This is a genomic window from Sphingomonas pollutisoli (assembly GCF_029167165.1).
GTDB classification, from domain to species: Bacteria; Pseudomonadota; Alphaproteobacteria; order Sphingomonadales; family Sphingomonadaceae; genus Sphingomonas; species Sphingomonas pollutisoli.
In genome coordinates this window covers 180,004-203,951 of the sequence record NZ_JARFNJ010000006.1, presented here as the reverse complement: position 1 = coordinate 203,951, position 23,948 = coordinate 180,004, and the positions used below count along the sequence as shown (strand labels likewise).

The window sequence follows — 23,948 nt, the reverse complement described above, 5'->3', positions numbered from 1 at the left end:
GCGGCGCGGCATCATGACCGAATACAGCTCCGATCTGCTCCGCCTGCTGTCCAGCCGCGGCTACATCCACCAGCTCACCGACGCGCACGGGCTCGATGCGCTCGCGGCCAAGCAGATCGTGCCCGGCTATATCGGCTTCGATCCCACCGCGCCCTCGCTCCACGTCGGCAGCCTCGTCCAGATCATGATGCTGCGCCGGCTCCAGCAGGCCGGTCACAAGCCGATCGTGCTGATGGGCGGCGGCACCGGCAAGATCGGCGATCCGTCGTTCAAGGACGAGGCGCGCAAGCTGCTCACGGACGAGACGATCGCCGCCAACGTCGCCTCGATCAAGCGCGTGTTCGAACGGTTCCTGACCTTCGGCGACGGCCCCACCGACGCGGTGATGGTCGACAACGCCGACTGGCTCGACAAGCTCGAATATATCCCGTTCCTGCGCGAAATCGGCCAGCATTTCTCGGTCAACCGGATGCTGAGCTTCGATTCGGTCAAGCTGCGGCTCGATCGCGAGCAGTCGCTGAGCTTCCTCGAATTCAACTATATGATCTTGCAGGGTTATGATTTCCTCGAACTGACCCGCCGCGCCGGGTGCCGGCTGCAGATGGGCGGATCGGACCAGTGGGGCAACATCGTCAACGGCATCGAACTGACCCGGCGCGTGGCGGGCGAGACGGTGTACGGCCTGACGACGCCGCTCATCACCACCGCCGATGGCGGCAAGATGGGCAAGACCATGTCGGGCGCGGTGTGGCTCAACGAAGAGCAGCTCTCGGCCTATGATTACTGGCAGTTCTGGCGCAACACCGACGACCGCGACGTCGGGCGCTTCCTGCGGCTGTTCACCGATCTGCCGCTCGACGAGATCGCTCGGCTGGAAGCGCTCGAAGGCGCCGGCATCAACGACGCCAAGAAGGTGCTCGCCGACGCCGCCACCGCGCTGTGCCGGGGCGAAGCCGCCGCCGCCGAGGCCGCCGAGACCGCGCGCCGCACCTTCGAGGAAGGCGCTGCCGGAGATTCGTTGCCGACGCTTGCGGTGGACGGCAGCATCGGCATCCTCGACGCGCTGGTCGGCCTCGGCCTCGTCGCGTCGAAGGGCGAGGCGAAGCGGCTCATCAAGGGCGGTGGCGCCCGCGTCGGCGACGACAAGGTGAGCGACGAGGCGCTGGTGGTGACGGTCGGTGCCGAGCCGGTTCGGATTGCCGCCGGGAAGAAGCATCACGGGCTGCTGGTCGCCGCCCGCTGATCTCTATAGGTCGCCGTTCATGCGCCGCTGGTGGTATTTCAGCCGTACCGCCACGGCCGCGAGCATGTGCAGCGCGCCGAGCGCGATCAGCACCAGCGGCAGGATCGTCGGGATCGCCGGGTAGCGCGTGCGCTGGAGCGCGGCGAGCAACGCGCCCGCGACCGCGAGCGCGACGCCCATCAGCCGCACCGGCCGAGCGATCGCCCGCAACTCGCGGGCATAGGCCGCGCGCTGTTCCGGATCGGTGAGGTCGGGCGGCGTCATCGGTCCAGCCATTCCGGCGCGAGCAGGCCCCAGAGGTTGGTGTCGCGCACGCCGATGTGCGTCTCCCATTCGCCGCGCAGCACGCCCTCCAAAGTAAAGCCGAGCGACCGCAGCAGCCGGTTCGACGCGTCATTCTCCGGATCGGTATCGGCGAACACGCGCCGCGCGCCCTCTTCGCGGAACAACAGATCGAGCAAGCGCGAGACGCCCTCGCGCGCATAGCCCTGCCCCCAGTGCGCGCGCGCGAGCAGATAGCCGATCTCGACCACGCCCGGCCGCTTCTCGCCTGCCGCGAGCGTGCCGATCGCGGTGTCGTCGCCCGCCAACGTCATCACCCAGCCGCGCCACGGCGACGGGCCGCCGCGCGCGGCAAGATACGCGCGCGTCTCGGCGACGCTCGCGTGCGGCCCGCTCGACCAGAAGCGCATCAACTCCACGTCGCGATAGGCCAGATGCAGCGCCTCGGCGTCGTCCACGCGTTGCGGGCGCATCACGAGCCGCGCGCTCGTGAAAACGTCGCTCATGCGGTCAGCGCCTCGACCAAGGCGCGAACCTTCTTCTGCCGCCACTGCGGCAAGGGGGCGATCAGCCAATAGCCCTTGGCATAGGGCTTGGGGCCGCCCGTTACCACCACGCGCCCGGCCGCGATGTCGGCGGCGGCGAGCAGTTCGGGCACGGTCGCGCGGCCCAGCCCCTCGGCCGCCGCATCGATCGCGAGGCCGGCGTCGCCGACGCGGACCAGCGAAACCGCATCGTCGTTGAGGCAGCCCGGCCACGAAATCCGCGTGTCGACCCCGCCACCCGGCCGCTCGACCGTGACCATGCCCTCGGATTCGAGCGCCTCGCCTTCATGCTCGCCCGGACCATCGCCCCAGCGGATCGCGAGATCGAGATTGGCTTCGGTGAAGTCGATCGTCTCGTCGGCCGACACGATCGCGAAGCGCAGTTCGCCATCGGCGCGCGCGATCTCGGCGAGGCGCGGCATCAGCCATTTCTCGGTGAAGTCGCGCGGCGCGGCGATGGTCAGCGACTTGGATGTCTGCCCGGCCTGCATCGCCCGCACCGCCTCTTCGAATTGCAGGAAGCCGGTGCGCAGCGCCTCAAGGCCGGCTTCGCCCTCGGGGGTAAGCTCAAGCCCGCGCGTGGTGCGACGAAACAGCACCACGCCGAGCGTGTCCTCGAGCGCGCGGATCTGCTGGCCGACTGCGGCGGGCGTCACCGCCAGCTCGTCGGCGGCGCGGGTGAACGACAGGTGCCGCGCGGCGGCGTCGAGCACGCGCAGGCCGTTGAGGGGGAGATGGGTGCGTTTCATTTTAAAAGCGGACGAAAAGCAAAACCACCGCTCGCCCTGAGCTTGTCGAAGGGCGTGTTCTGGGCACGTGCTTCGACAAGCTCAGCACGAACGGAGTTTATCTTTCCCGGCTCGGCCATCACGCCCCCACCGCCGGCGCGAGCAGCGCGAACTTGGGGATCGTCACGTCGAAGCCTTCGCCGTCGGCGCCGACCATGTGATACGTTCCCTGCATCCCGCCGCTCGGCGTCGCGAGCGGGCAGCCGGAGACGTAGTCGAAGCTCGCCCCCGGCGCGATCATCGGCTGTTCGCCGATCACGCCCTCGCCTTCGACCGAATGGCGGGCGCCGCGCGCGTCGGTGATGACCCAGTGGCGGGTCAGCAACTGGACGGTCTGGTCGCCCTCGTTCTCGATGCGGATGTGATAGGCCCAGAACCAGCGCCCGCGCGCCGGCTCGGATTGTTCGGCCAGATAGCTGACCGAGACGCGCACCACCACGCCGCGGGTCTCGGCGACGTAGGGGAACAGCGATTTCATCGCATCGCCGGTCATAACCCGACCTTGCTGAGCGCCTGGTCGAGATCCTCGATCACGTCCTGCGGGTCTTCGAGGCCGACGTTGAGGCGGAGCAGGTTATCGGTCACGCCCATCTCGATCCTTTTGTCCTCGACGACGCCATAATGCGTGGTCGAGGCGGGATGCGTCATCAGCGACCGCGAATCGCCGATGTTGTTCGAGATATCGACGAGCGTAAGCGCGTCGAGCAGCCCGTGCGCCTGCTGGCGCCCGCCATCGACCTCGAACGCGAAGATCGGCCCGCACGCGTCCATCTGCGCCATCGCGAGAGTGTGCTGCGGGTGGCTGGCGAGGCCGGGGTGCAGGATGCGCGGCACCCGCGATTCCAGAAACGCGCCGACTTTCATGCTGTTCTCGCTCTGGCGGCGGATGCGCAGGTCGAGCGTCTCCAGCCCCTTGAGCACCACCCAGGCGTTGAACGCACTGAGCGTCGGCCCGGTGTTGCGCGTGAACGGCAGCAGCACGTCGTTGATGAACTGGCTGGTCCCGCACACCGCCCCGGCGAGCACGCGCCCCTGCCCGTCCATCATCTTGGTCGCGGAATAAGCGGTGACGTCGGCGCCCCATTCCATCGGCCGCTGGAGCGCGGGCGTCGCGAAGGCATTATCGACCACCGTGGTGATGCCGCGTTCACGCGCGATGGCACACACCGCCTTGAGATCGACCACGTCCATCGTCGGGTTGGCGGGCGTCTCGAAGAAGAACACCTTGGTGTTGGGGCGTGCCGCGTCGATCCACTGCTGCGGGTCGCGCGCATCGACGACGGTGGTCTCGATCCCGAACTTGGGGAGCAACGTGTCGGTCAGCCAGCGGCACGATCCGAACGCGGCGCGGCCACCGACGAGATGATCGCCCTGCTGCAACTGGCACAGCAGCACCGCCGTCATCGCCGCCATACCGGTCGTCATCGTCCGGCACGCCTCCGCGCCTTCGAGCAGCGCGATGCGGCTTTCGAGCATCTCGACGGTCGGGTTCTGGAGCCGCGAATAGGTCATGCCGACCTGCTCGCCGGCGAAGCGCGCGGCAGCGTCGCCCGCGCAATCATAGCTGTAGCCCGAGGTGAGGAAGATCGCCTCGGAGGTTTCGCCGAATTCGCTGCGCGCGGTGCCGCCACGCACGGCCTGCGTTGCGGGGCGCCATTGGCGGGTGATGCTCTGGTCTTGTCCGGTGCGGCGTTTCATGCCGCACGCTTTGCCGCTCGCGGTCCCTCCGCGTCAATGGCTCGCTTGAAACCGGGGGTCGAAGCGGGAATAGCCGCCCGGATGCCAGCGACCGATGAAACCCGTTCCCCCGCGAAAGCGGGGGTCCAGAGCCAAGCAGCGCCGCGTTCGCGGCCCTGGACCCCCGCCTCCGCGGGGGACCATGGCTGGGGGCATCCAGGACGAGTCGCCGCGCTAATCGGCGTGCTCGCGCAGGCGCTGTTCAGCTACCGCCTGACGACCCCGCACACGGTGATGTTCGACGAGGTGCATTACGTTCCCGCCGCACGCAAACTGCTGACGCTCGCGGCGCCCGCCAACACCGAACATCCGCTCGTCGGCAAGGAGATCATCGCCGCCGGCATCGCGCTGTTCGGCGACACGCCGCTCGGCTGGCGGGCGCTCTCGACACTAGCGGGCACCGCGACCGTGTTGGGCGTGTTCTGGATCGTGTGGCTGATGTTCAGGCGGACGCGCACCGCGGCGCTCGGCGCGACGTTCGCCCTGCTCAATTTCACGATCTTCGTCGAGGCGCGGATCGCGATGCTCGACGGCTTCATGGCGATGTTCGTCGTGCTGGCGACCGCGATGCTGCTGTGGTCGATGCGCGCGCACACGGCGGCGAGCGCCTGGCCGCGTTGGGTGGCGGGAAGCGTGCTGCTCGGGCTCGCGGTTGGCGCGAAATGGACCGCGGTTCCGTTCGTCGCTTATGCCGGCGCGGCTTTCCTGACGATCCGGCTGTCCGAGGCGCGCCGCGCCGACCGCTCGGTCTGGTGGGCGCTCAACGCCGGCGGACATCTTTATTGGCCGGGCCTCGCGGCGATCCCCGCGTTGATGACGCTCGGCATCGTCTCGGTCGCGGTCTATTTCGCCACCTTTACCCCGGCGTTCTATTATCACGACATGCCGCTCAGCCTCGACCGGCTGCTGTGGTTCCAGGGCAATATGTACGCGCAGCAGACGCAGGTGCTGCCCAGCCACCCGTATCAGTCGCAATGGTGGAGTTGGCCGCTGATGATCCGGCCGATCTGGTATCTCTACGAATATGTCGACGGTGCGACGCGCGGCGTGCTGATGATCGGCAATCCGGCGGTGCTATGGGGCGGGCTCGTGGCGGTCGCGGCATGTGGATATCTCGGTTGGCGCGAGCGCTCGCTACGATTGCTCGGCGCCGCCGCATTGTGGGCCGGCGCCTATCTGCCGTGGATCATCATTCCGAAATCGCTCGGCTTCTTCTATTACTACTATCTGCCGAGCGTGTTCCTGCCGGTCGCGATCGCTGCCGCCCTGCAGCGCGTGTGCAAGGGCCGGTTCGCGCGTTGGGACGAAGGCGCGGTGTTGGTCGCACTGGGGCTGTTCGCGTTCTTCTACCCGATTCTCTCGGCTGCCCCGCTCGCCGGTCCGCAGAGCTTCCACCGCTGGATGTGGTTCCCGACCTGGCCCTGAAGTCCCGCCTCCGTTCGTGCTGAGCGACGTCGACGCCCGTATCCCAAGCGCACCGCTTCTGGCACGTCCTTCGACACGCTCAGGACGAACGGAGATGAGTGTCACGGCACCAGATGCCGTGTCTCGGCGACAGGGGTGAGCGGCTTGCGGTCCGCGAACCATGCCGTGAGGTTATCGACGACGAGTTGCCCCATCGCCGCGCGCGTATGCTCTGACGCGGAGCCCAGGTGTGGCAGCAGCACGACGTTGGGGAGCGCGATCAGCGCTTCGGGTACGTTCGGCTCATCCTCATAGACATCGAGCCCGGCGGCTAGGATCGTGCCTTCCTGCAACGCGGCGATCAGAGCGCGTTGATCGACCACACTCCCGCGCGCGACGTTGATGAGCACGCCGTTCGCGCCCAACGCCGCGAGCACCCCAGCATCGACCAGATGGCGCGTACTCGACGAGCCGGGCACGATCGCGATCAGCACGTCGCACGCGGTCGCCAGACCGATCAATGTATCATGATATTCGTACCTTACGCCCGTCTTCGGCGATCGCGTATGATACGCGATCTCGACCCCGAATGCCTCCAGCCGATGCGCGATCGCGGTGCCGATCGCGCCCAGCCCGAGGATGCCGACCCGCCGCCCGCGCAAGGTCGGCGAGAGCGGGAACGCACCCTGCGGCCATTTGCCTTCGCGTACGAAGCGATCCGCCTGGGGAAGTTGGCGCAGCGTCGCGAGCAGCAGCCCGACCGTGAGATCGGCGACCTCGTCGTCAAGCACGCCGGGCGTGTTGGTGACGATGATGCCGCGCTCGGCCGCCGCCGCCGCATCGACATTGTCATAGCCGACCCCGAAGCTCGCGATGATCTCGAGCGCCGGCAGCCGGTCCATCTTCGCGCCGTCGATGCGGCCGGCCAGCGTGCTCGCGGCCATGCCGCGCACGCGCATGCCGGCATCGGCGAAGAAGCCGTCCTTGTCGGCGATCTCCCAAAGCTTGTGGACGGTGAACACCGCCTCCAGCGCAGCGATCACGGCGGGCGGCATCGGCGCGCCGATCAGGATTTCAGGCTGCATCGTGTCTCCGATACGTTAGTAGCGTCCCCACGTAAACCGCGAGGATAGCGCATAATTCCATACCGCGCCGATCAACACGCCGACCAGCGCCGCGGTCGCCCAGGTGCCGTCGCGCGCTTCGTGCAGGAAGCCGGCGACGCCGACATTGGCGACGAGCCCAACCCCGCACACCACGCAGAACGACACCCAGCCGTCGAGCAACTGCCGCCAGCCCTTGAGCCGGCGATCGCGATACGTGAGCGCATTGTTGAGGAAAAAGTTCACCGTCATCGCCGCCACGGCGGCGATCACTTGCCCGAGCAGGAACGCGCCATCGCCCCAGATCAGCAGGATGGGGGTGAGCACCCCCATATGCACGCCCACCCCAAGCGCGCCGATCGCCGAGAACATCGCAAAGCGCACCGGCACGATCCGCCCGAACATCCGATCATACAGCGCGATCAGGAATTCGAGCGCGACGACATGGTCGAGCTTGCTCTCGCCCGCGCTGCGCATCCGGAACGTATAGGGCAGCTCGACGAATTTGAGCGGGCGTGGCGCGCCGGTCATGATGTCGAGCAGGATCTTGAAGCCGATCGCGGCGAGATGGGGCGCGAGATCGCGCACGATCTGCGTGCGGATCATGAAGAAGCCGCTCATCGGATCAGTGAGATCGGCCTTGAGCACCCGTCGCGAAAGCTTTGTCGCGAAAGCGGATTTCGCGACACGGTCGCGATCCCAGTCGCCGGTGCCGCCGCCATCCACGAAGCGCGAGGCGATCGCCACGTCGAGGCTCGGGTCGGCGTCGAGCGCGTCCGCCATCGCCGGCAGGATCGTCTCGTCATGCTGGAGATCGCCGTCGATCACCGCGACCAATGGCGCCGCCGTCGCGCACATCCCCTCGATACAGGCCGAAGAAAGCCCGCGCCGGCCGATCCGCTGGATCACGCGGACGCGGCTGTCCTGCCGGGCGATCGCGCGCGCCGCATCGGCGGTGCCGTCCGGGCTGTCGTCATCGACGAAGATCGCCTCCCAGCCGCGGCCCGCGAGCGCCGCGTCGAGCCGCGCGACGAGCACGGCGACGTTCCCAACCTCGTTGAAGGTCGGTATGACGATCGCGACGTCGAGCGGTCGGCTCACGCCAGTGCGGCGAGCACCGCGTCTCCCATCGCGCTCGTCGTCATCGTGCCGCCGAGGTCGGGCGTGCGCGCGCCACCCACCAGCGCCGCCGACACCGCCGCCTCGACCCGCGCCGCCGCCGCCTCGTGGTTCAGCGAGTGGCGCAGCAGCATCGCCGCCGAGAGGATCGCGGCGCACGGATTGGCCTTGCCCTGCCCCGCGATATCGGGCGCGGAGCCGTGGATCGGCTCGTACAGGCCGTTGGCGCCGCTCCACGCGCTCAGCGACGCCGAAGGCAGCATGCCGATCGACCCCGCGCACATGCTCGCCTGATCGGAGAGGATGTCGCCGAACAAATTGCCGGTGACGATCACGTCGAACTGGCCGGGGTTCCGCACGAGCTGCATGGCGGCATTATCGACATACATATGGGTCAGCGCGACTTCGGGATAATCGGCGGACAATTCGACCACCACGTCGCGCCATAGCTGCGAGGTCTCGAGCACGTTGGCCTTGTCGACCGAACAGAGCTTGTTCTTGCGCCGCTTCGCCATTTCGAAGCCGACCACCGCGATGCGGCGCACCTCGGCCTCGTTGTACGACATCACGTCATAGCCTTCGCGCGTGCCGTTGGCGGCGGTGCGATAGCCCTTCTCGCCGAAATAGACGTCACCGTTGAGTTCGCGCAGGATCACCATGTCGATCTCCCGCGCGACCTCGGGCCGGAGCGCCGAGGCGTCTTCCAGCCCAGGAAACAATGTCGCCGGACGCAAATTGGCGAACAGGCCGAGCGCGGCGCGCAGCCCCAGGATCGCCTGTTCGGGCCGGAACCTGCGTTCGAGCGCGTCGCAGCGCGGATCGCCGACCGCGCCGAACAGGATCGCGTCGGCGCGCTTCGCCACGTCGAGCGTTTCGGGCGGCAGCGGATGGCCAGCCGCGAAATAGGCGGCGCCGCCGACCGGCGCTTCCTCGAACGTCAGATCGAGATCGAGCGCTTCGAGCACGCGGCGGGCCTGTGCGGTCACTTCGGGGCCGATGCCGTCGCCGGCCAAAATCGCAATCGTCGTCACATCGCCCCCGTTCGCATCGCGCCAGTCATCGCTGCGTCATCACCGCAGCGCTGCCGCCTTTGCCGCCGCAGCGCGGCCTACGCAACCGCCCTTTTGAGCCGCTCGACCAGCCGTGCGCGCGCATCGGCGGGGCCGGCCACCTGCCCGGCGAGGATATCGCGCGCGAGGAAATGCCCGGTGATGCGCAACGCGGCGAGGATATCGGGCCAGTCGGCCTCGCCGCCGGTGAGCAGCGCTGGCGGCAGCGGGAAGAGCTTGTCCTCATAGCCGAACGCGGCGCCCCGGCTCACCGCGCCGCCGCTTTTGGGGCTGACGAAGGCGAGCTCGCCGCTCGCCCCGCTCACCACACACACGCCGAGGTCGAGCCCGAACCCGAGTTCGGCGAGCAGCAGCAGTTCGTATCGCGCCAACGCGAGCGCCCAGCCCCGCGCCGCCGGCGCCGCCGCGATCGCGCCGATCACGCCGCTCAGCGCGGCATGGAGGCGCGGATAGGGCTGCGCCTCGGGCAGCGCGCTCGCCGTGAGCGCGGTCACCCATTCGAGCGCGGCGGCGGGCAGCGGCTCGGCGTGCGAGGCCGCGCGGCTCTCGATCAGTTCGACCGAAAGCTGCGCGAGCTGGTCGGGCGTGCGCGCACGCCACGCGCCGAGCACGCTGTTGGCGGGTTGCAGGATCGGGCGCAGCCGCCGCGAGCGGCCGCCGCGCACATAGCCGGGCTGGAGACCGTGTTCGGCGGTCAGCGCACGCACGATCGCGCCATGCTCGCCATGCTGGCGAACGGCGAGGACGATGGCTTCGGCGCGGAACTGCATCGCGCCACATTACGCCAAACCGCCGCCGGGCGGAAACGCCGGGCGGCGGCGCGCGCGATCAGCTCCCGCAGAGGCAATCGACGCGCGGTTTGGGGCGCCACTTGCGCTTGGGCCGCCACGCCTTGCGCGCGACGTAGCGCGTCTTGACGGTCTCGACATATTCGGTGGTGGTGGTCGTCACCGAAGGCGCCTGCTGGATGGTGACGGTGGTCGTCGTGGCGGGCGGATAATAATAGCCGTTCGCCGCATAGCCGCCGCCGGTGGTATAGGTCGTCACCCCGCTGCCGCCCGGCGCCATATAGGCGGGCGCGTCGTAGGGCGGCCCGGGCGGCGGCGCGGGGTAGGACGCCCCATAGCCGCCATCGCCCGGATAGCCGTCGTCATAGCCCGCATCATAGCCGTCGTCATACTGGTCCCAGTCGAGACCGCTGACGTAATCGCGCACGCGGCCCGAACCGTCGATAAGCACCGCATCGTCATAATAGCGGCTCCACGTATAGCCGTACGGCGGCGGGGCGAGCCCGTAGAGGCCATAGTCGCTGATGTAGAAGCTCGGCGCGAACCAATAGCGCGGCAGGCGCCAGCCGCGCGATGGGTGACGATAGGCATTCCACCCGCCCGGTGCGTTCCACCCGCCCGACCAGCGGCCGTTGACCCGCGCACCCCAACGTCCGCCGGGGCGACCGTTCCAGCCGCCAGGTCGCCCGCCGTTCCAATGCTGGCCGCCATTGCCATTCCAGCCGGGCCGCCCTCCGTTCCAGCCCTGCTGGCCCCCGCCGTTCCAATGTGGCTGGCCGCCGTTGCCGTTCCAGCCGGGTCGCCCGCCGCCATTCCAGCCTTGCTGACCGCCACCGTTCCAATGCGGCTGCTGCGGCGTCGCGGGGGCGGAGGGCGGGGGATGGCCGCCCATCCCGCCCGGATAGCCGCCGTGCGGGGCGCCGCCGCCATGCTGCGCGCTCGCGGGCGCCTCAAGCGCCGCGCCGATCAGGGCCAAGGCGGCGATGGTCTGATATCGCATGGTCAAAACACTCCCGTTCGGGCGCCGCACCCCGCGCACCGTTTCGACTGATGAACGGTCGGGCTACCAAATGGGAGCCGCCTTCACCAGCAACCGGGTTGGCCCGAACCGTGCCGAAATGGATCAGCCGACCAGACGCGGCGCGATCAACCGTACCAGAGCAGAACAGCCGGCGGCATCACCCGCGTCGAAACGCGCCGGCAGCGGGCTGTCGAGATCGAGCACGCCGAGCAGGCTGCCCTGGTACACGATCGGCACGACCAGCTCGGATCGGCTCGCCGCGTCGCAGGCGATATGGCCTGGGAAGGCGTGGACATCCTCGACCAACTGCGTCTCCAGCGTCGCCGCTGCCGTACCGCAGACGCCCTTGCCCACCGGGATGCGGATGCATGCGACCTTGCCCTGAAATGGCCCGAGCACCAGTTCGCCATCAACCAGCCGGTAGAAGCCCGCCCAATTGAGATCGGGCAGATATTCCCACAGCAGCGCCGCCATGTTCGCCATGTTGGCGATCGGATCGGCCTCGTCGGCGGTCAATGCGTCGAGCGCCGCGGCGAGATCGCGGTACAGGTCCGTCTTGGAGGCGGCGTCTATGTCAAAGGCGTACATGCTCAGGCTCCGGGTTGGGCGGCATATGTCGGGGGTGATGCGCGCCGCATCAATATGGCGGATCGCGCCGCGCCCGCTGCGCGCGCGCCGCCTCGGTCCACCACGCCAGATCGTCGGCGAAACGCGGGAAGGCACGCGCGGCGGCGGCGCCCCCCTCACCTTGCGGCACGCCGTCGGCATCGAACGCCCCGCCGATGCCGCTGACCGCGAGCGTGCTGGAAATCACCACCATCCCCATTTCGGAAAGCGTGCCGTGCCACGCCGTCCCGGCGCGCGCACCGGCGAGCCGCCCCGCCGAATAGCTGGCGATCGCGGCGGGGCGCCAGAACCATTCCTCCAGAAAATGATCGGTCAGGTTCTTGAGGCCAGGCTGAATGCCCCAATTATACTCGCCGGTGACGAACACGAACGCATCCGCCGCGCGGATCTTGCCCGCCAGCGCTTCCAGCTTAGCCGGGGCGGTGCCGGGCCGATACTCCTTGTACATCCGGTCGAGCATCGGCAGGTCGATCGCCTTGGCGTCGATCAGCTCGACATCCGCCCCGCGCGCCTTGAAGCCCTCGACCAGAAAGCGCGCGAGCTTGATGCCCTGCCGATCGGCCCGGTACGATCCGTAAAGGATCAGGATGCGGTCGCTCACCCCTTCGCCGCCTTCGCGTCGAGGATCGCCTTCCACGGATTGGGCTTGGGATCGCTGATCCGCGTGAGCGTGTTCTGGTCGCGGTGCGCGAATGGCGCGTCCTGGCCGTGGACCTTGAGCACGGTGTCGGTCGTGTAGCTCCACGTCCCGTCAGGGTTGAACACCACCTCGATCTGGTAGCTGTCGGTGCGGAACGCATATTCGAGGAACGCGGTCGAGCAGATGCCATATTCGCTCTGCCCGCGTTCGGCCCTGACGACGATCCGGTCATCTTCGGACTTGGCCTGCCCCGCTGCGAGCGCGACCTGCCCGCGGGGAATCGCGAGCGTCTGCATCACCACGCCGGTCTTCGGCTCCCACAGCCAGTAGCCGACCTGATCGTGGAAGGTGATATCCTCTTCCTCGGTGGTGATGTGGATGTGATAGCGCAGCCCATAGAGCAATTGCGGGCCGTTCGCCTGCGGGTCGATGGGGTCGAACTGGATCGTCTCGATGAACACGCGCCTTTCGGGGCCGTCGGCCTTGGGGTTCACGTCCACGCCCTTGCGCGCCTGCCACCCGCCCGCGAGCCGCCGCAGCGGGCCGAGATTGGCGAGCGTGTCGGGATCGACGTCGGTCGGTTCGGTGAAGACATCTTCTGGGAAATTCGGCATCGCCACCCTTTCTGCGCTTGAGCGGTTTGGGTACTGCCCTGCATCATCCGCGCACGCAAAGCCAAAGCGCCATTCAGGAGGCCAGCATGACGAGTTGCCAGCACAGCGCCACGATCAACCAGGTGACGCCCAGCGCCAAGGGGTGCGAGGAATGTCTCAAGACCGGTGACTGGTGGGTGCATCTGCGGCTGTGCCGCGCGTGCGGGCATGTCGGCTGCTGCGACCAGTCGCCCAACCGCCACGCCACCGCGCATTATCACGCCACCCACCATCCGATCATCGAGGGCTATGACCCGCCCGAGGGCTGGGGCTGGTGCTATGTCGACGAGATCGAGATCGACCTGCCCGATCAGACGCCGCAGCGCGGCCCCATACCGAGATATTATTGAACGCCCCGCCGGTAACGACCATTTCCGAACGGTAACGTCCCTCCTGCGAACGAGGCTCTGATGAGCGGCCCCAAACTCTTCGAACCCTTCACGCTCGGCGGCCTCACGCTCGCCAACCGCATCGTCATCGCGCCGATGTGCCAATATTCGGCGGTGGGCGGCTGCATGAACGACTGGCACGTCATCCATCTCGGCCAGCTCGCGCTGTCGGGCGCGGCGCTGCTGACGATCGAGGCCACCGCGGTGGTGCCCGAAGGGCGCATCTCCTACGGCGACGTCGGCCTGTGGGGCGAAGCGACCGAGGCGGCGATGGCCCGCACGCTCGAAAGCGTGCGCCGCCATTCGGACATGCCGATCGCGCTGCAACTCTCGCACGCGGGCCGCAAAGCCTCGACCGACCTGCCCTGGCTCGGCGGCAAGCAGATTCCGCCCGGCACGGAGAATGGCTGGCAGACCTACGCCCCCTCCCCGCTGCCCTTCGCACCGGGCGACAATCCGCCGATCGCGCTCGACCACGGCGACCTCAAACGGCTGCGCGACGCGTTCGCGGCGGCGGCGAAGCGCGCGGCGCGGATCGGCATCGACGCGATCCAGCTCCACGGCGCGCACGGCTATCTGCTCCACCAGTTCCTCTCTCCGCTCTCCAACCAGCGCGACGACGATTACGGCGGCAGCCTCGAAAACCGCCTGCGCTTCCCGCTCGAAGTGTTCGACGCGGTGCGCGACGCTTTCCCCGCGCACAAGCCGGTGACGATGCGCGTCTCGGGCAGCGACTGGGTGGCGGGCGGCTGGGACGCCGAGCAGACCATCGCCTTCGCGCAGGCGCTGGAGGCGCGTGGCTGCGCGGCGATCCACGTCTCGAGCGGCGGGCTCGACCCGCGTCAGGCGATCCCGGTCGGGCCGAACTATCAGGTGCCGCTCGCCCGCGCGGTGAAACAGGCGGTGGCGATGCCGGTGGTCGCGGTCGGCCTCATCACCGAACCCGAACAGGCCGAGGCGATCGTAGCCACCGGCGACGCCGACCTGATCGCGCTCGCCCGCGGCATCCTCTACGATCCGCGCTGGCCGTGGCACGCGGCGGCGGCGCTGGGCGCGACGGTAACGGCACCGAACCAGTATCTGCGCTCGCAGCCTCGGCAGTATCGGGACTTGTTGAAGGGGCGCACCTGACGACCGTTCGTGCTGAGCCTGTCGAAGCACGTGTTTTGGACACGCCCTTCGACAAGCTCAGGGCGAACGATGCGCCCGGAAGCAGCTCTCCTCACTTCGCGTGGTAGAAATCGTACACCTGCTGCGCCACCGCCTGGGACACCCCCGGTGCCTTGCGCAAATCCTCCAGACTCGCCCCCCGCACCGCCCTGGCCGTGCCGAAGTGCATCAGCAGCGCCTTCTTGCGCGCCGGGCCGATGCCGGGCACCTCGTCCAAGGGACTCGCGCCGATCGCCTTGCTGCGCTTGTCGCGGTGCGCGCCGATCGCGAAGCGGTGGACTTCGTCGCGCAGGCGCTGGAGGTAGAACAGCACCGGCGCGTTGACGGGCAACTGGAACTCGCGTCCGTCGAGCAGATGGAACACCTCGCGCCCGTCGCGGCCGTGGTGCGGCCCCTTGGCGATGCCGACGAGGCAGACGTCCTCGATCCCCATCTCCTCCAGCACCTCCTTCGCGGCATTGAGCTGGCCGCGCCCGCCGTCGATCAGCACCAGATCGGGCCAATCGCCGGCGTCGCGATCGGGGTCTTCGCTCTGAGCGCGGGCGAAGCGGCGCTGGAACACTTCGCGCATCATCGCGAAATCGTCGTTGGTCGCCGCCTGCTTGATGTTGAACTTGCGATACTGGTTCTTGCGGAACCCCTCCGGCCCGGCGACCACCATCGCGCCGAGCGCGGCCGTGCCCTGAATATGGCTGTTGTCGTAGATCTCGATCCGGTCGGGCGGCTCGCCCAGCCCGAACAAGTCGGCGACCTCGCGCAGCAGCTTGGCCTGCGTCGTGCTCTCGGCGAGGCGGCGGTCGAGCGCTTCCTCGGCGTTGCGCTTGGCCTGATCGAGCAACCGCCGCCGCGTGCCGCGCTGCGGCACCGAAAGATCGACCTTGCGCCCGGCCTGCGTCGCCAGCACCTCGCTCAGCAAGTCCGCCTCGGGCAGCTCGCGATCGACGAACACCGTCTTGGCGGGCGGCACTTCCTCGTAAAATTGGGTGAGGAAGCTGGTCAGCACCTCATCCTCGGGCACGTCGGCGGTGTGCGCGGGGAAGAAGCTCCGGTGGCCCCAATTCTGCCCGCCGCGAATGAAGAACGCCTGGATGCCGATCACGCCCTGCTTGCACGCCATCGCGAAGATGTCAGCGTCGCCCACACCTTCCGCGTTGATCGCCTGGCTGCCCTGGATGAAGGTGAGCGCCCGCAGCCGGTCGCGCAGGATCGCGGCGAGTTCGAAATCCATCGCCTCGGCGGCGGCCTGCATCTGCGCGCCGAGCTTGGCCTGCACCTCGGTCGATTTGCCGGCGAGAAACGCCTTGGCGTCGGCGACCAGCTCCAGATACGGCTCACGCGCGATCCGCTCCACGCACGGCGCCGAACAGCGCTTGATCTGGTAGAGCAGGCACGGCCGGTCGCGGGTCTTGAAGAAACTGTCGGTGCAGGAGCGTAGCAGGAACAGCTTCTGGAGCGCGTTGAGCGTGGTGTTGACCGATCCGGCACTGGCGAACGGGCCATAATAGTCGCCCTTGATCTTGCGCGCGCCGCGATGCTTCTGGATGCGCGGGAAGTCGTGATCCGCGCGCAACAGGATGAACGGGAACGATTTGTCGTCACGCAACAGCACGTTGTAGGCGGGCCGGTAGCGCTTGATGAGCTGCGCTTCGAGCAGCAGCGCCTCGGCCTCGTTGTTGGTGGTGACGATCGTCATCGACCGCGTCTGCGCGACCATCCGCTGCAACCGCTTCGAAAGGCGATCGATCTGCGTGTAGTTGGTGACGCGGTTCTTGAGCGCCTTGGCCTTGCCGACGTACAGCACGTCGCCGCGCGCATCCTGCATTCGGTACACGCCGGGGCGAACCGGCAGCGTCTTCAATACATTGCGAATCGCGGCGACACCCGCCTCGAGATCGGGAGCGTCGGAGCCACGTACGGCGAAGGTGGATTTCTCTTCGTTGAAGCGATCGGGAGCATTGGGCACGGACATGGTGCCGCTGATCTAGGCGCGCCGCCCGGTGGAAACCAGCCTCCTGCGCGATCCACATGCCCGTTCGTCCCGAGCGAAGCCGGGGGACACGCCGCGAGCGTTACGCTCGCTGTCTCGACTTCGCTCGACACGAACGGAAAAAGCTATTTGATCGCGGCGAGGTCCGTCTTGGTCTTGGCGAGCATCGCGTCGGTCAGCTTGCCTTCGGACATGCCCTGAAGCTCGAGCAGACCCATGCTCTTGAAGCTTTCGTACATCGGGTGGACGAGCAGCCCCGGAATGTCGGCGTTGAGCACGGCCTTGCCGGCGGGATCGGCGGCGATCGTCTCGACCGGCGTGTCGAGCGTGAACTTCGTGGCGGGCGCCGCAGGCGCGGGGGCTGGCGCCTGCGCAAACGCGGGCGCGGCTACGACGGCGAGCAGGAGGGCGGCGAACTTCATGGAGTACCTCTTCACGGTCGGCGGCGAATCGCCGGTCGGCAGAGATTAGCCGCGGATTGTTTCGTTCCGAATGCAGCGCCGCCGGACGGGTCCGCTTACCCGTCCGGCGGCGGCGAAGCTTATGCCAGCTCGCCTTCAAGCCAGGCCTTGAGCCGGCCCTTGGGCTCGGCGCCGACCTTGGTCGCGGCGGGAACGCCGTTCTTGAACAGGATCATCGTCGGAATGCCGCGCACGCCATATTTGCCCGGCGCGTCCGGGTTCTCGTCGATGTTGAGCTTGGTGATCGTCACCTGCTCGCCCAATTCCTCGGAAAGCTCCTCGAGGCTCGGCCCGATCATCTTGCACGGCCCGCACCATTCCGCCCAGAAATCGACGAGCACGGGGCCATCGGCCTTGAGGACATCGGTATCGAAGCTGGAATCGGTGATCTGCTTGGTGGCCATCTGGTGTCTCCTTGTACGGTCGATAACGTAGGGCGCCCGCCGGCCCGGCTCAAGCCGCGTCTGGCTAGCTTTGCTGCGTGGCCGCAAAGCCCGGCTTGTGCGCCGCGAGCAGCGCGGGCGGCAGCGCGAACAGCGCCGGCCCGCCCGTGTAGAGCAACCCCGCCTCGATCACCCGGCCCGGAAAGATCACGCCCAGCGCCGCCACATAGGCGGCCATCTGCCGGAGGTGATAGGATGGCAGCTCGTCCAGCGACGCGGGCGCGCGGCGGCCGGTCTTGAAATCGACGACGGTGATCCGCTCCGGCGTGACCAGCAGCCGATCGACCGTGCCCGACACGACCACGCCATCCCCCACCACCGCCGCGATCGGCGCCTCGGCCAGCGCATCGGGGCCGAACAGCGCGGCGAAGCGCGCGTCGTCGAGGATCGCCAGCACCGTGGCGGCGATCTCCGCACGCGCGTGCGGGTCGCCGACCCCGCCCGAGCCAGCCAGCCAACGGTCGGCGGCGGCGGCGCGCGCGTCAGGCGCGATTGGCGGCAGCCGCTCGAACAGCGCATGGATCAGCCGGCCGCGCTCGGCGGCGTCGCGCAGCGCCGGAGTCGGCGGCGGATCGGCGACCGCATCGTCGCCGAGCGAGGAGGGCGCGAGCGGACGGGGCGGACGGGCCTCCTGCGGCGCGGGCTGACGTGCCCATTCCGGCACTGGCGCGGGTGCGTCGGGGGTCGCAGCGGCTTTTTCGCGACGCTTGACCGGCTTCAGCTCGACGCTGCCGGTGAAGCTGCGCGTCCCGTTCGCTTCGGTTTCGACGCCAAGATCGGTCATCGCCAGATCGGCGGCGGCGTACCAGCTCGCCGGCGGCGGTTCGCCCTTGGCGAGCGGGCCGAGCGAGCCGGCGATCACCAGCCGCTCCTCGGCGCGAGTCGCGGCGACGTAGAACAGCCGCCAATGTTCCTCCAGTTCGCGCCGCGCGGTCGCGTCGGCGATCGCGGCGAGCGGGCCGGCCTCCTCCTTGCGCGGGCGGAAGATGGGGAGCGTGGCATCGATCTCATCCACCGGCCATTTGAGCGTGGTGCGCGGCGACTTGGTCGGATCGACCGCCGCATCGGCGAGGATCACCAGCGGCGCCTGCAACCCCTTGGCGCCATGCGCGGTCATCACCCGTACCGCGTCGAGCGGCGCGGACGGGTCGCGCTTGATCTCGACCTCGCCGCGATCGAACCAGTCGAGGAAGCGTTGCAGCGAGGGCGTCCCCTGAGTCTCGAACTGGAGCGCGGCGGTGAGCAATTCCTCGATCGGATCGCGCGCCTCTTGCCCGAGCCGCAGCAGCAGCGCGCGCCGCCCGCCGAGCGGCCCCGACAGCAGTTCTTCGAGGAACTGGTACGGCGTGGCGATATCCGCGCGGTCGAGCATCCGCCGCAACGGCCCGAGATCGTCGCCGATCGTGCGTTCGAGGTGCCGCCACAGACTGCCCGATCCGCGCGGCGCGGCGGCCATCAACCGCTCCTGGGTCCAGCCGATCAGCGGCGAGACCAGCAGCGAGGCCAGCGACAGATCATCCTCGGGCTGGAGCACGAAGCGGATCGCGGCGAGCAGATCCTGCACGCTGAGCGGCGCATTCAGCCGCAGCCGATCGACACCCGCGACCGGCACGCCCTCGGCATAGAGCCGCGCGACGATCAGCGAGGCGAGATCGCCGCGCCGCTTGACGAGGATCATCACGTCTTGCGGTTCGAGCACGCGCCCCTTGCTCTCCAGCATCAGCGTACCGATCCAGGCTTTGATCATGCGCGCGATCCGCCGGGCGAGTTCGCGCGTCGAATCGGCGATCCAGCCTTCCTCATCCGCCTCGCTGCCGCCCGCGACGATCAGCGGCCAGAGCGTGACGGTGCCGGGGCCGGGCACTTCGCTCGCATGGCGTTCGAGCACCGCGACGGCGCCCAATCCCGGTTCGGGCAGCACCGCCATCGTCGCATCGACGAATTCCAGCACCGGCCGAGTCGAGCGGAACGATTGCGTCAGCGACAGCCGGTTCCATGCCGCCGCGAACGTCGGGTCGCCGAGCTTGCGCAGGTCCGCCTCGGCATCCCAGGCGCCGCGCGCGAGCCGGCCGAACCGATCCTCCGCCGCCGCGAAGAAGGCAGGGTCGGTGCCCTGAAACCCGAAGATCGCCTGTTTGAAATCGCCGACCGTGAACAAAGTGCGGGTCTCGCCGCCATGCGCGCCTTCGCCCGCGAAGAATTCGTCGGCGAGCGCGCCGATGATCGCCCATTGCTCCGGATTGGTATCCTGCGCCTCATCGATCAGGATGTGCGAGGTCTCGCGGTCGAGCTTGTAGCGCACCCATTCGCCGATGCCGGGCTGGCCGAGCAAATCGATCGTCGCGGCGATGAGATCGTCGAAATCGACCGCGCCGAGCCGCCGCTTCGCGCGCGCATAAGCGGCGGCATAATCACGCCCGACATCGAGCGCATCGGCGAGCAGATCGGCGTACGCGGCGCGGTGACGCATCGACAGCAGCGCGCTCGCCGCCGCGCCGACTGACTGGGCGAGATCGGCATAGTCGGGTTCCGCGTCGAGCAGCTTCTTCGAATGTTTGCGCGGCTCGCCCTTGGTGGTGAACGGCACGCTGACAAGATCGACCAACATTCGCGCGCGCATCGCCGAGTCCGCCTCGATCCAGCATTCGGCGATGTCGGCATGGTTACCGCCGGTCGCGGTGCCCCACGCGCGGTTGGCGGCGGCGAGCCGCGCGACCGCATCGCAGTCGAACTCGTCGTCGCTGCAACCCGCGACGATCGCCGCCTCGATCTCACCCATCGGCAGATCGAGCTGGCGGCGCACGAACGCGCGCACGCCCTCGCCACTCCTCGGCAACGCCGCCATCGCCTTGGGCGCACGCGCGCAGGCGATCAGGAACTTCTCGGCCTCGCCCTCGCCGAGCCGCACACTGAGCGCGCCGACCGCTTCGATCGGTCGCGTGCGCCCCTCGCGATCAGCATCGACGAGCAGTTCCGCCAGCGCCTCGCGCGCGAGCACCGCTTCCTCGCGCGCCTCGATCGGGCGGAAACCGGGTGCCAGCCCCGCCTCGACCGGGAAAGCGGCGAGCAGGCTCTGGCAGAAGCCGTGGATCGTCTGGATGCGGATGCCACCGCCGCGCGCGTCAAGCACCTTGGCGAACAACGTGCGCGCGCGCTGGCGAAGCTCGGGCGTCGCATCCTCGCCGAGCGCATCGAGATCGGCGACGAGTTGCGGCTCGGGCATCCGCACCCACGCCGCCAGCCGCGCGCCGATCCGCCCCGCCATCTCCGCCGCGCCCGCCTTGGTAAAGGTGAGGCACAGGATCGCGGAAGGATCGACGCCCCGCAGCAGCAGCCGATAGACCCGCGCGGTCAGCACCTGCGTCTTGCCGGTCCCCGCCGAGGCCGACAGCCAGACATGGCCGTCGGGCGCACTGGCACGCGCCTGATCGTGCTTGAGCGGCGGTAGCGAGGTGGTGCCGCTATCGCTCACGGCCATACCATTCGTCGCGGCGCATCAACTGGTCATACTCGCTATAGGGCGCGAATTCGGGGTGGAGCTTCGCGGTGAACGGCTCGCCGCCGGTCAGCCAACGGCCCACCGCCTCGCTGAAATGGTGCGCGGCGAGCGTGGTGAACTCCTCAGGCAGCACTTTCTCGGCCTTGCCCGCCGGATCGACCGGCGAGGTGACATAGCCGAACTGGTCGTTGCGCTTGCCGAGCGACCAATATTCGAAGCCGCGTGCCTGGCCCGCGATCCCCTCGAACCCGCCGCGCTCCGCGATCAGCCCGAGCAGCCCGAGTTGCAGGCTGAACCCGGCGCGCACCGCGGCGGGCGATGGCGGCGTCCCGGTCTTATAGTCGATCACGACGAGGCTGCCGTCGGCGAGCCGATCGAGCCGGTCGAACGTGCCGTTGAGCGTCACCCCGGCGAAGTCGATACTGCCCTTGCGTTCGACCGCGACCACGGTGCGGCCTTCCTCGGCCTGTGTCACGATCGTGCGCGCGATCCAGTCGATCGCCTGCATCAGCCGTGGTTGCCACAGCGCGCGCATCATCGGGTGGGTGCGCTCGTCCGCGAGCATCGCCCGCGCGCGATCGTGGAGCTTGTCGGGATGGCAGGCGTCCTCGCGCGCCCATTCCTCCAGAATCGCGTGAACGGCGGTGCCGCGCCAGGCCGCACTCGGATCGGCATCGACCGGGTCGAGCGGGGCGAGGCGGAGAATCTGCCGCGCATAGAAAGCGAACGGATCGGCCTTGAGCCGATCGACATCGGTGACGGCGATCCGCTTCGGCCGAAGCGCCGCGTCGGGCGACGGCGCCGGCTGATCGACGGGTTTGGGCTCGCCGGGATCGTCGAGCGCGCGCGTCCAGCGTTCGAGCGGCAGCGCCCTGCCCCGCGCCCACGTCTCGCCGGCGAGCGCCTGCAAGCGCAACCAGAACCGCGAGGCGATCGCTGGCTGGGTCGCGTCGCGGCGCGCGCGGGTGATGAGCGCGTTCGGCGCCCCCAGCGCGCTCGCGAAATCATGCGCCGCCATCCCGACCGCGCGCTCCTGCCCCGGCAACCCGAGCGCGATGCGAATGCGCGGCGCGAGCCACGGATCGGGTGCGGGCTGGCCAGGCCACACGCCTTCGTTGAGGCCACCGAGGATCATCAGATCGGCGGTCTGAAGCCGCGCCTCGATCAGGCCGTAGATCGCGAGCCGCGGATGACCGCCTTGCGCGGGCCGCACCGCGATCTCGTCCATCACCGTGCGCAGCAGCGCGGCGAGCGACTCGGGATCGACCAGCCTCGGCCCTTCATCGGCGCGCGCCTCGAGATCGGCGAGGAAGTCGGACGCAGCGCGACCGGCCGCGCCGCTCCACACCGCATCGCCGCACAACGCCTGCGCCGTTTCTCGCAGCGCCGCGACGAGCGTGCCGAGCGGCTGCGGCCCCGCCTCGAACACCGTTTCGAGCGGGGCGAGCAACGCGCGCGCCTCCGGCCACCATGCGGCGGCGGCGGCGCGGCGTGGGCGCTCGCGTTCGGGCGGTTCGGCGAGATGCGCGTCGATCCCGGCCAGCCCCGCCGCCGGACGCGGCCCGCGCAGCACCCGGTCGAGCTTGCGCGCGCCCTCCAGCCAGCCCCGCCGCCCCTCAACGCCGCAAACCAGCGGATGCTTGAGCAAGGTCAGCAGCGCAAGTGGGGCGAAGCGCTGCGCGGCGGCATCGGCCAGCGCGAGCAGCACCGTTCCCGACGCCCGGATCGACAGCGGCCGCCCGGCGGTATCGTCGATCTCGATGTTCCAGCGCTGGCAGTGAACCGCCACCCGCCGCGCGAGCGCGCGATCGGGCGTGACCAACGCCGCCGTGCGTTCGGGCGTCTCCAGCGCCTGCCGCAGCGCGAGCGCGATCGCCTGCGCCTCTTCGGCCGGGGTCGCGAGTTCGGCGGCCTCGATACCCGCGAGCCGACGCTCGGCGGCGGGCAGATCGGTCCATTTGCCGGTGAAATCGGCCGGCGCGAGCGCGCTGGCGATCGCCTTGCCGCGCGCCGCGGTCGCGTCGAATTCGCTGCCGTCGCGCCAAATCGCCACTTCGGCGCGGTTGAACCCCATCCGGTCAAGCAGCAGCTTGAGGTGGAATTGCGGATGCGTCTCGATCGAGCGCCGGGTGATGCCGGTGACCGGGTCGGGCGCGTGCGGCCCGAGCGTCTGCCATTCGGCCTCGTCCATGCCCGTCGCGAGATCGGCGAACACGACCATGCCGCGCTCCAGCATCGCCACCCGGCGCAGCAGCCCGGCGACGGCGGGCGCGGTGTCGGTGATGCCCGCCGCACAGACGAATCCGGCCGGCGGCGCATCCTTCCAGCGCGCCGCGAGCCGCCGCAGCAGCCGCGCGCGCCGATCGGCGAGATCGATGCAGCCCAGCCGCGCCAGTTCGGCGGGCCAGCGATCGAGCACGAGCGTGAACAGGTCGAGCGCGCGGTGCCAATGCGCCGAAAGCGCTTCGCCGAGGTCGATCTCCCGCAGCCGACGCGGCGGCACCTCCTCGACGAGCAATTGGTCGAGCGTCCGCGCGAGATCGCCCGCCAGCCGCACCGCTTCCGCCGCGTCGATCGGCTGGCCCGCGCGCTCGCGGGCGTCCGCGACCAGCCGCGCGAGGATCAGCCGGCGCTGCAGCGGCGCCACCGCGGGCGGAACCGGATCAGCCTCGTCCGCCGGATCGAGCGCCGCGCCCGCCGCCTCGTCGAGCGCGGGGTCGCCGAGCGCCACGAGGCGCGGCAACAGCAGCCCGCCGCCGCTCGCGCGCACGAACGCATCGGTAACCGCGCGTTTGGCGCGATTGTTGGGAAGCAGCACCAGCCCGCGCGCGAGCCCGAGCGGGTCGCCACCGAAGCGCCGGATCAACCCGGCGGCGAGCGAATCGGCAAACGCGCGATGCGCCGGGATCGTGTAGAGCTGCGGCTTGAGAGCGCCGGTCATGCGGCCGTTTGCCCGTGGGATGTCGACCGCCCCTCCGT

At 69.0% G+C, this 23,948-nt stretch carries 22 protein-coding genes; 4 read left to right on the top strand and 18 right to left on the bottom strand.

The window, feature by feature from the left end; all coding sequences use genetic code 11:
* Window positions 1-13 precede the first annotated feature (13 nt).
* Window positions 14-1,243 (top strand): tyrosine--tRNA ligase, encoded by a 1,230-nt coding sequence (tyrS, locus tag PX554_RS14925; protein WP_275503019.1) that lies wholly within the window; start codon window positions 14-16, stop codon window positions 1,241-1,243.
* Between the two features lie 3 nt (window positions 1,244-1,246).
* Here tyrS and PX554_RS14920 read toward each other — a convergent pair whose 3' ends face one another.
* The 5 genes from PX554_RS14920 to PX554_RS14900 form a co-directional block, all read right to left on the bottom strand.
* The gene (locus tag PX554_RS14920) at window positions 1,247-1,507 is read right to left on the bottom strand and encodes a hypothetical protein (RefSeq protein WP_093224051.1); all 261 of its coding nucleotides are present in this window, start codon (window positions 1,505-1,507) and stop codon (window positions 1,247-1,249) included.
* Window positions 1,504-2,031 carry a GNAT family N-acetyltransferase gene (locus PX554_RS14915; RefSeq protein WP_275503014.1) on the bottom strand — a complete coding sequence of 176 codons (528 nt, stop codon included), beginning with the start codon at window positions 2,029-2,031 and terminating at the stop codon, window positions 1,504-1,506. Before PX554_RS14915 ends, PX554_RS14920 begins: the two co-directional genes overlap by 4 nt.
* Entirely contained in the window at window positions 2,028-2,819 is a 792-nt protein-coding gene (locus PX554_RS14910) for a LysR family transcriptional regulator (RefSeq protein WP_275503013.1), read from the bottom strand. The genes PX554_RS14915 and PX554_RS14910 overlap by 4 nt, the downstream gene beginning before the upstream one ends.
* A 118-nt stretch (window positions 2,820-2,937) precedes the next feature.
* Window positions 2,938-3,336, bottom strand: coding sequence for a Co2+/Mg2+ efflux protein ApaG (gene apaG / locus PX554_RS14905; protein ID WP_275503011.1), 399 nt, complete (start codon window positions 3,334-3,336; stop codon window positions 2,938-2,940).
* Window positions 3,337-3,347: 11 nt separating this feature from the next.
* Window positions 3,348-4,556 carry a trans-sulfuration enzyme family protein gene (locus PX554_RS14900; RefSeq protein ID WP_275503008.1) on the bottom strand — a complete coding sequence of 403 codons (1,209 nt, stop codon included), beginning with the start codon at window positions 4,554-4,556 and terminating at the stop codon, window positions 3,348-3,350.
* 81 nt (window positions 4,557-4,637) lie between these two features.
* Between PX554_RS14900 and PX554_RS14895 the strand changes: the two genes are divergently transcribed.
* Complete coding sequence (locus tag PX554_RS14895; protein WP_275503005.1) at window positions 4,638-6,020, top strand: phospholipid carrier-dependent glycosyltransferase; 1,383 nt, start codon at window positions 4,638-4,640, stop codon at window positions 6,018-6,020.
* Window positions 6,021-6,121: 101 nt separating this feature from the next.
* Here PX554_RS14895 and PX554_RS14890 read toward each other — a convergent pair whose 3' ends face one another.
* The 8 genes from PX554_RS14890 to PX554_RS14855 form a co-directional block, all read right to left on the bottom strand.
* A complete protein-coding gene (locus tag PX554_RS14890) occupies window positions 6,122-7,084 on the bottom strand; it encodes a 2-hydroxyacid dehydrogenase (RefSeq protein WP_275503004.1) in 963 nt (320 codons plus the stop codon).
* Between the two features lie 15 nt (window positions 7,085-7,099).
* Window positions 7,100-8,203: a glycosyltransferase family 2 protein gene (locus tag PX554_RS14885; protein WP_275503002.1), complete on the bottom strand. Its 1,104-nt coding sequence runs from the start codon at window positions 8,201-8,203 to the stop codon at window positions 7,100-7,102.
* Complete coding sequence (gene leuB, locus PX554_RS14880; protein WP_275503000.1) at window positions 8,200-9,252, bottom strand: 3-isopropylmalate dehydrogenase; 1,053 nt, start codon at window positions 9,250-9,252, stop codon at window positions 8,200-8,202. Before leuB ends, PX554_RS14885 begins: the two co-directional genes overlap by 4 nt.
* Before the next feature lie 77 nt (window positions 9,253-9,329).
* Window positions 9,330-10,061 (bottom strand): DNA repair protein RecO, encoded by a 732-nt coding sequence (gene recO, locus PX554_RS14875; protein WP_275502999.1) that lies wholly within the window; start codon window positions 10,059-10,061, stop codon window positions 9,330-9,332.
* Window positions 10,062-10,119: 58 nt separating this feature from the next.
* A complete protein-coding gene (locus tag PX554_RS14870) occupies window positions 10,120-11,079 on the bottom strand; it encodes an RcnB family protein (protein WP_275502997.1) in 960 nt (319 codons plus the stop codon).
* 123 nt (window positions 11,080-11,202) lie between these two features.
* Entirely contained in the window at window positions 11,203-11,688 is a 486-nt protein-coding gene (locus tag PX554_RS14865; RefSeq protein ID WP_275502995.1) for a GAF domain-containing protein, read from the bottom strand.
* A gap of 49 nt (window positions 11,689-11,737) precedes the next feature.
* Complete coding sequence (locus PX554_RS14860; RefSeq protein ID WP_275502992.1) at window positions 11,738-12,328, bottom strand: NADPH-dependent FMN reductase; 591 nt, start codon at window positions 12,326-12,328, stop codon at window positions 11,738-11,740.
* Window positions 12,325-12,981, bottom strand: coding sequence for an FABP family protein (locus PX554_RS14855; RefSeq protein WP_275502990.1), 657 nt, complete (start codon window positions 12,979-12,981; stop codon window positions 12,325-12,327). The genes PX554_RS14860 and PX554_RS14855 overlap by 4 nt, the downstream gene beginning before the upstream one ends.
* Window positions 12,982-13,067: 86 nt before the next feature.
* On the opposite strand from PX554_RS14855, the gene PX554_RS14850 reads away from it, so the two are divergent.
* Together PX554_RS14850 and PX554_RS14845 are read left to right on the top strand one after the other, a co-directional pair.
* Complete coding sequence (locus PX554_RS14850) at window positions 13,068-13,370, top strand: UBP-type zinc finger domain-containing protein (protein WP_093224073.1); 303 nt, start codon at window positions 13,068-13,070, stop codon at window positions 13,368-13,370.
* 60 nt (window positions 13,371-13,430) lie between these two features.
* Entirely contained in the window at window positions 13,431-14,540 is a 1,110-nt protein-coding gene (locus PX554_RS14845; protein ID WP_275502988.1) for an NADH:flavin oxidoreductase/NADH oxidase, read from the top strand.
* A gap of 91 nt (window positions 14,541-14,631) precedes the next feature.
* On the opposite strand, the gene uvrC is transcribed toward PX554_RS14845, so the two are convergent.
* From uvrC to addB, 5 genes are all read right to left on the bottom strand, one after another.
* Window positions 14,632-16,548, bottom strand: coding sequence for an excinuclease ABC subunit UvrC (uvrC, locus tag PX554_RS14840; protein WP_275502986.1), 1,917 nt, complete (start codon window positions 16,546-16,548; stop codon window positions 14,632-14,634).
* A gap of 143 nt (window positions 16,549-16,691) precedes the next feature.
* Window positions 16,692-16,988, bottom strand: coding sequence for a hypothetical protein (locus PX554_RS14835; RefSeq protein ID WP_275502984.1), 297 nt, complete (start codon window positions 16,986-16,988; stop codon window positions 16,692-16,694).
* A gap of 119 nt (window positions 16,989-17,107) precedes the next feature.
* Window positions 17,108-17,431: a thioredoxin TrxA gene (gene trxA, locus PX554_RS14830; RefSeq protein ID WP_275502982.1), complete on the bottom strand. Its 324-nt coding sequence runs from the start codon at window positions 17,429-17,431 to the stop codon at window positions 17,108-17,110.
* A gap of 64 nt (window positions 17,432-17,495) precedes the next feature.
* A complete protein-coding gene (gene addA, locus PX554_RS14825; RefSeq protein ID WP_275502980.1) occupies window positions 17,496-20,948 on the bottom strand; it encodes a double-strand break repair helicase AddA in 3,453 nt (1,150 codons plus the stop codon).
* Window positions 20,932-23,910: a double-strand break repair protein AddB gene (gene addB / locus PX554_RS14820; RefSeq protein ID WP_275502979.1), complete on the bottom strand. Its 2,979-nt coding sequence runs from the start codon at window positions 23,908-23,910 to the stop codon at window positions 20,932-20,934. Before addB ends, addA begins: the two co-directional genes overlap by 17 nt.
* Window positions 23,911-23,948: the final 38 nt, after the last annotated feature.

Coding starts and splice junctions, on each gene's coding strand:
- tyrS (WP_275503019.1), top strand. CDS start 14: ATGACCGAATACAGCTCCGATCTGCTCCGCCTGCTGTCCAGCCGCGGC.
- PX554_RS14920 (WP_093224051.1), bottom strand. CDS start 1,507: ATGACGCCGCCCGACCTCACCGATCCGGAACAGCGCGCGGCCTATGCC.
- PX554_RS14915 (WP_275503014.1), bottom strand. CDS start 2,031: ATGAGCGACGTTTTCACGAGCGCGCGGCTCGTGATGCGCCCGCAACGC.
- PX554_RS14910 (WP_275503013.1), bottom strand. CDS start 2,819: ATGAAACGCACCCATCTCCCCCTCAACGGCCTGCGCGTGCTCGACGCC.
- apaG (WP_275503011.1), bottom strand. CDS start 3,336: ATGAAATCGCTGTTCCCCTACGTCGCCGAGACCCGCGGCGTGGTGGTG.
- PX554_RS14900 (WP_275503008.1), bottom strand. CDS start 4,556: ATGAAACGCCGCACCGGACAAGACCAGAGCATCACCCGCCAATGGCGC.
- PX554_RS14895 (WP_275503005.1), top strand. CDS start 4,638: ATGCCAGCGACCGATGAAACCCGTTCCCCCGCGAAAGCGGGGGTCCAG.
- PX554_RS14890 (WP_275503004.1), bottom strand. CDS start 7,084: ATGCAGCCTGAAATCCTGATCGGCGCGCCGATGCCGCCCGCCGTGATC.
- recO (WP_275502999.1), bottom strand. CDS start 10,061: ATGCAGTTCCGCGCCGAAGCCATCGTCCTCGCCGTTCGCCAGCATGGC.
- PX554_RS14870 (WP_275502997.1), bottom strand. CDS start 11,079: ATGCGATATCAGACCATCGCCGCCTTGGCCCTGATCGGCGCGGCGCTT.
- PX554_RS14865 (WP_275502995.1), bottom strand. CDS start 11,688: ATGTACGCCTTTGACATAGACGCCGCCTCCAAGACGGACCTGTACCGC.
- PX554_RS14855 (WP_275502990.1), bottom strand. CDS start 12,981: ATGCCGAATTTCCCAGAAGATGTCTTCACCGAACCGACCGACGTCGAT.
- PX554_RS14850 (WP_093224073.1), top strand. CDS start 13,068: ATGACGAGTTGCCAGCACAGCGCCACGATCAACCAGGTGACGCCCAGC.
- PX554_RS14845 (WP_275502988.1), top strand. CDS start 13,431: ATGAGCGGCCCCAAACTCTTCGAACCCTTCACGCTCGGCGGCCTCACG.
- uvrC (WP_275502986.1), bottom strand. CDS start 16,548: ATGTCCGTGCCCAATGCTCCCGATCGCTTCAACGAAGAGAAATCCACC.
- PX554_RS14835 (WP_275502984.1), bottom strand. CDS start 16,988: ATGAAGTTCGCCGCCCTCCTGCTCGCCGTCGTAGCCGCGCCCGCGTTT.
- trxA (WP_275502982.1), bottom strand. CDS start 17,431: ATGGCCACCAAGCAGATCACCGATTCCAGCTTCGATACCGATGTCCTC.
- addA (WP_275502980.1), bottom strand. CDS start 20,948: ATGGCCGTGAGCGATAGCGGCACCACCTCGCTACCGCCGCTCAAGCAC.
- addB (WP_275502979.1), bottom strand. CDS start 23,910: ATGACCGGCGCTCTCAAGCCGCAGCTCTACACGATCCCGGCGCATCGC.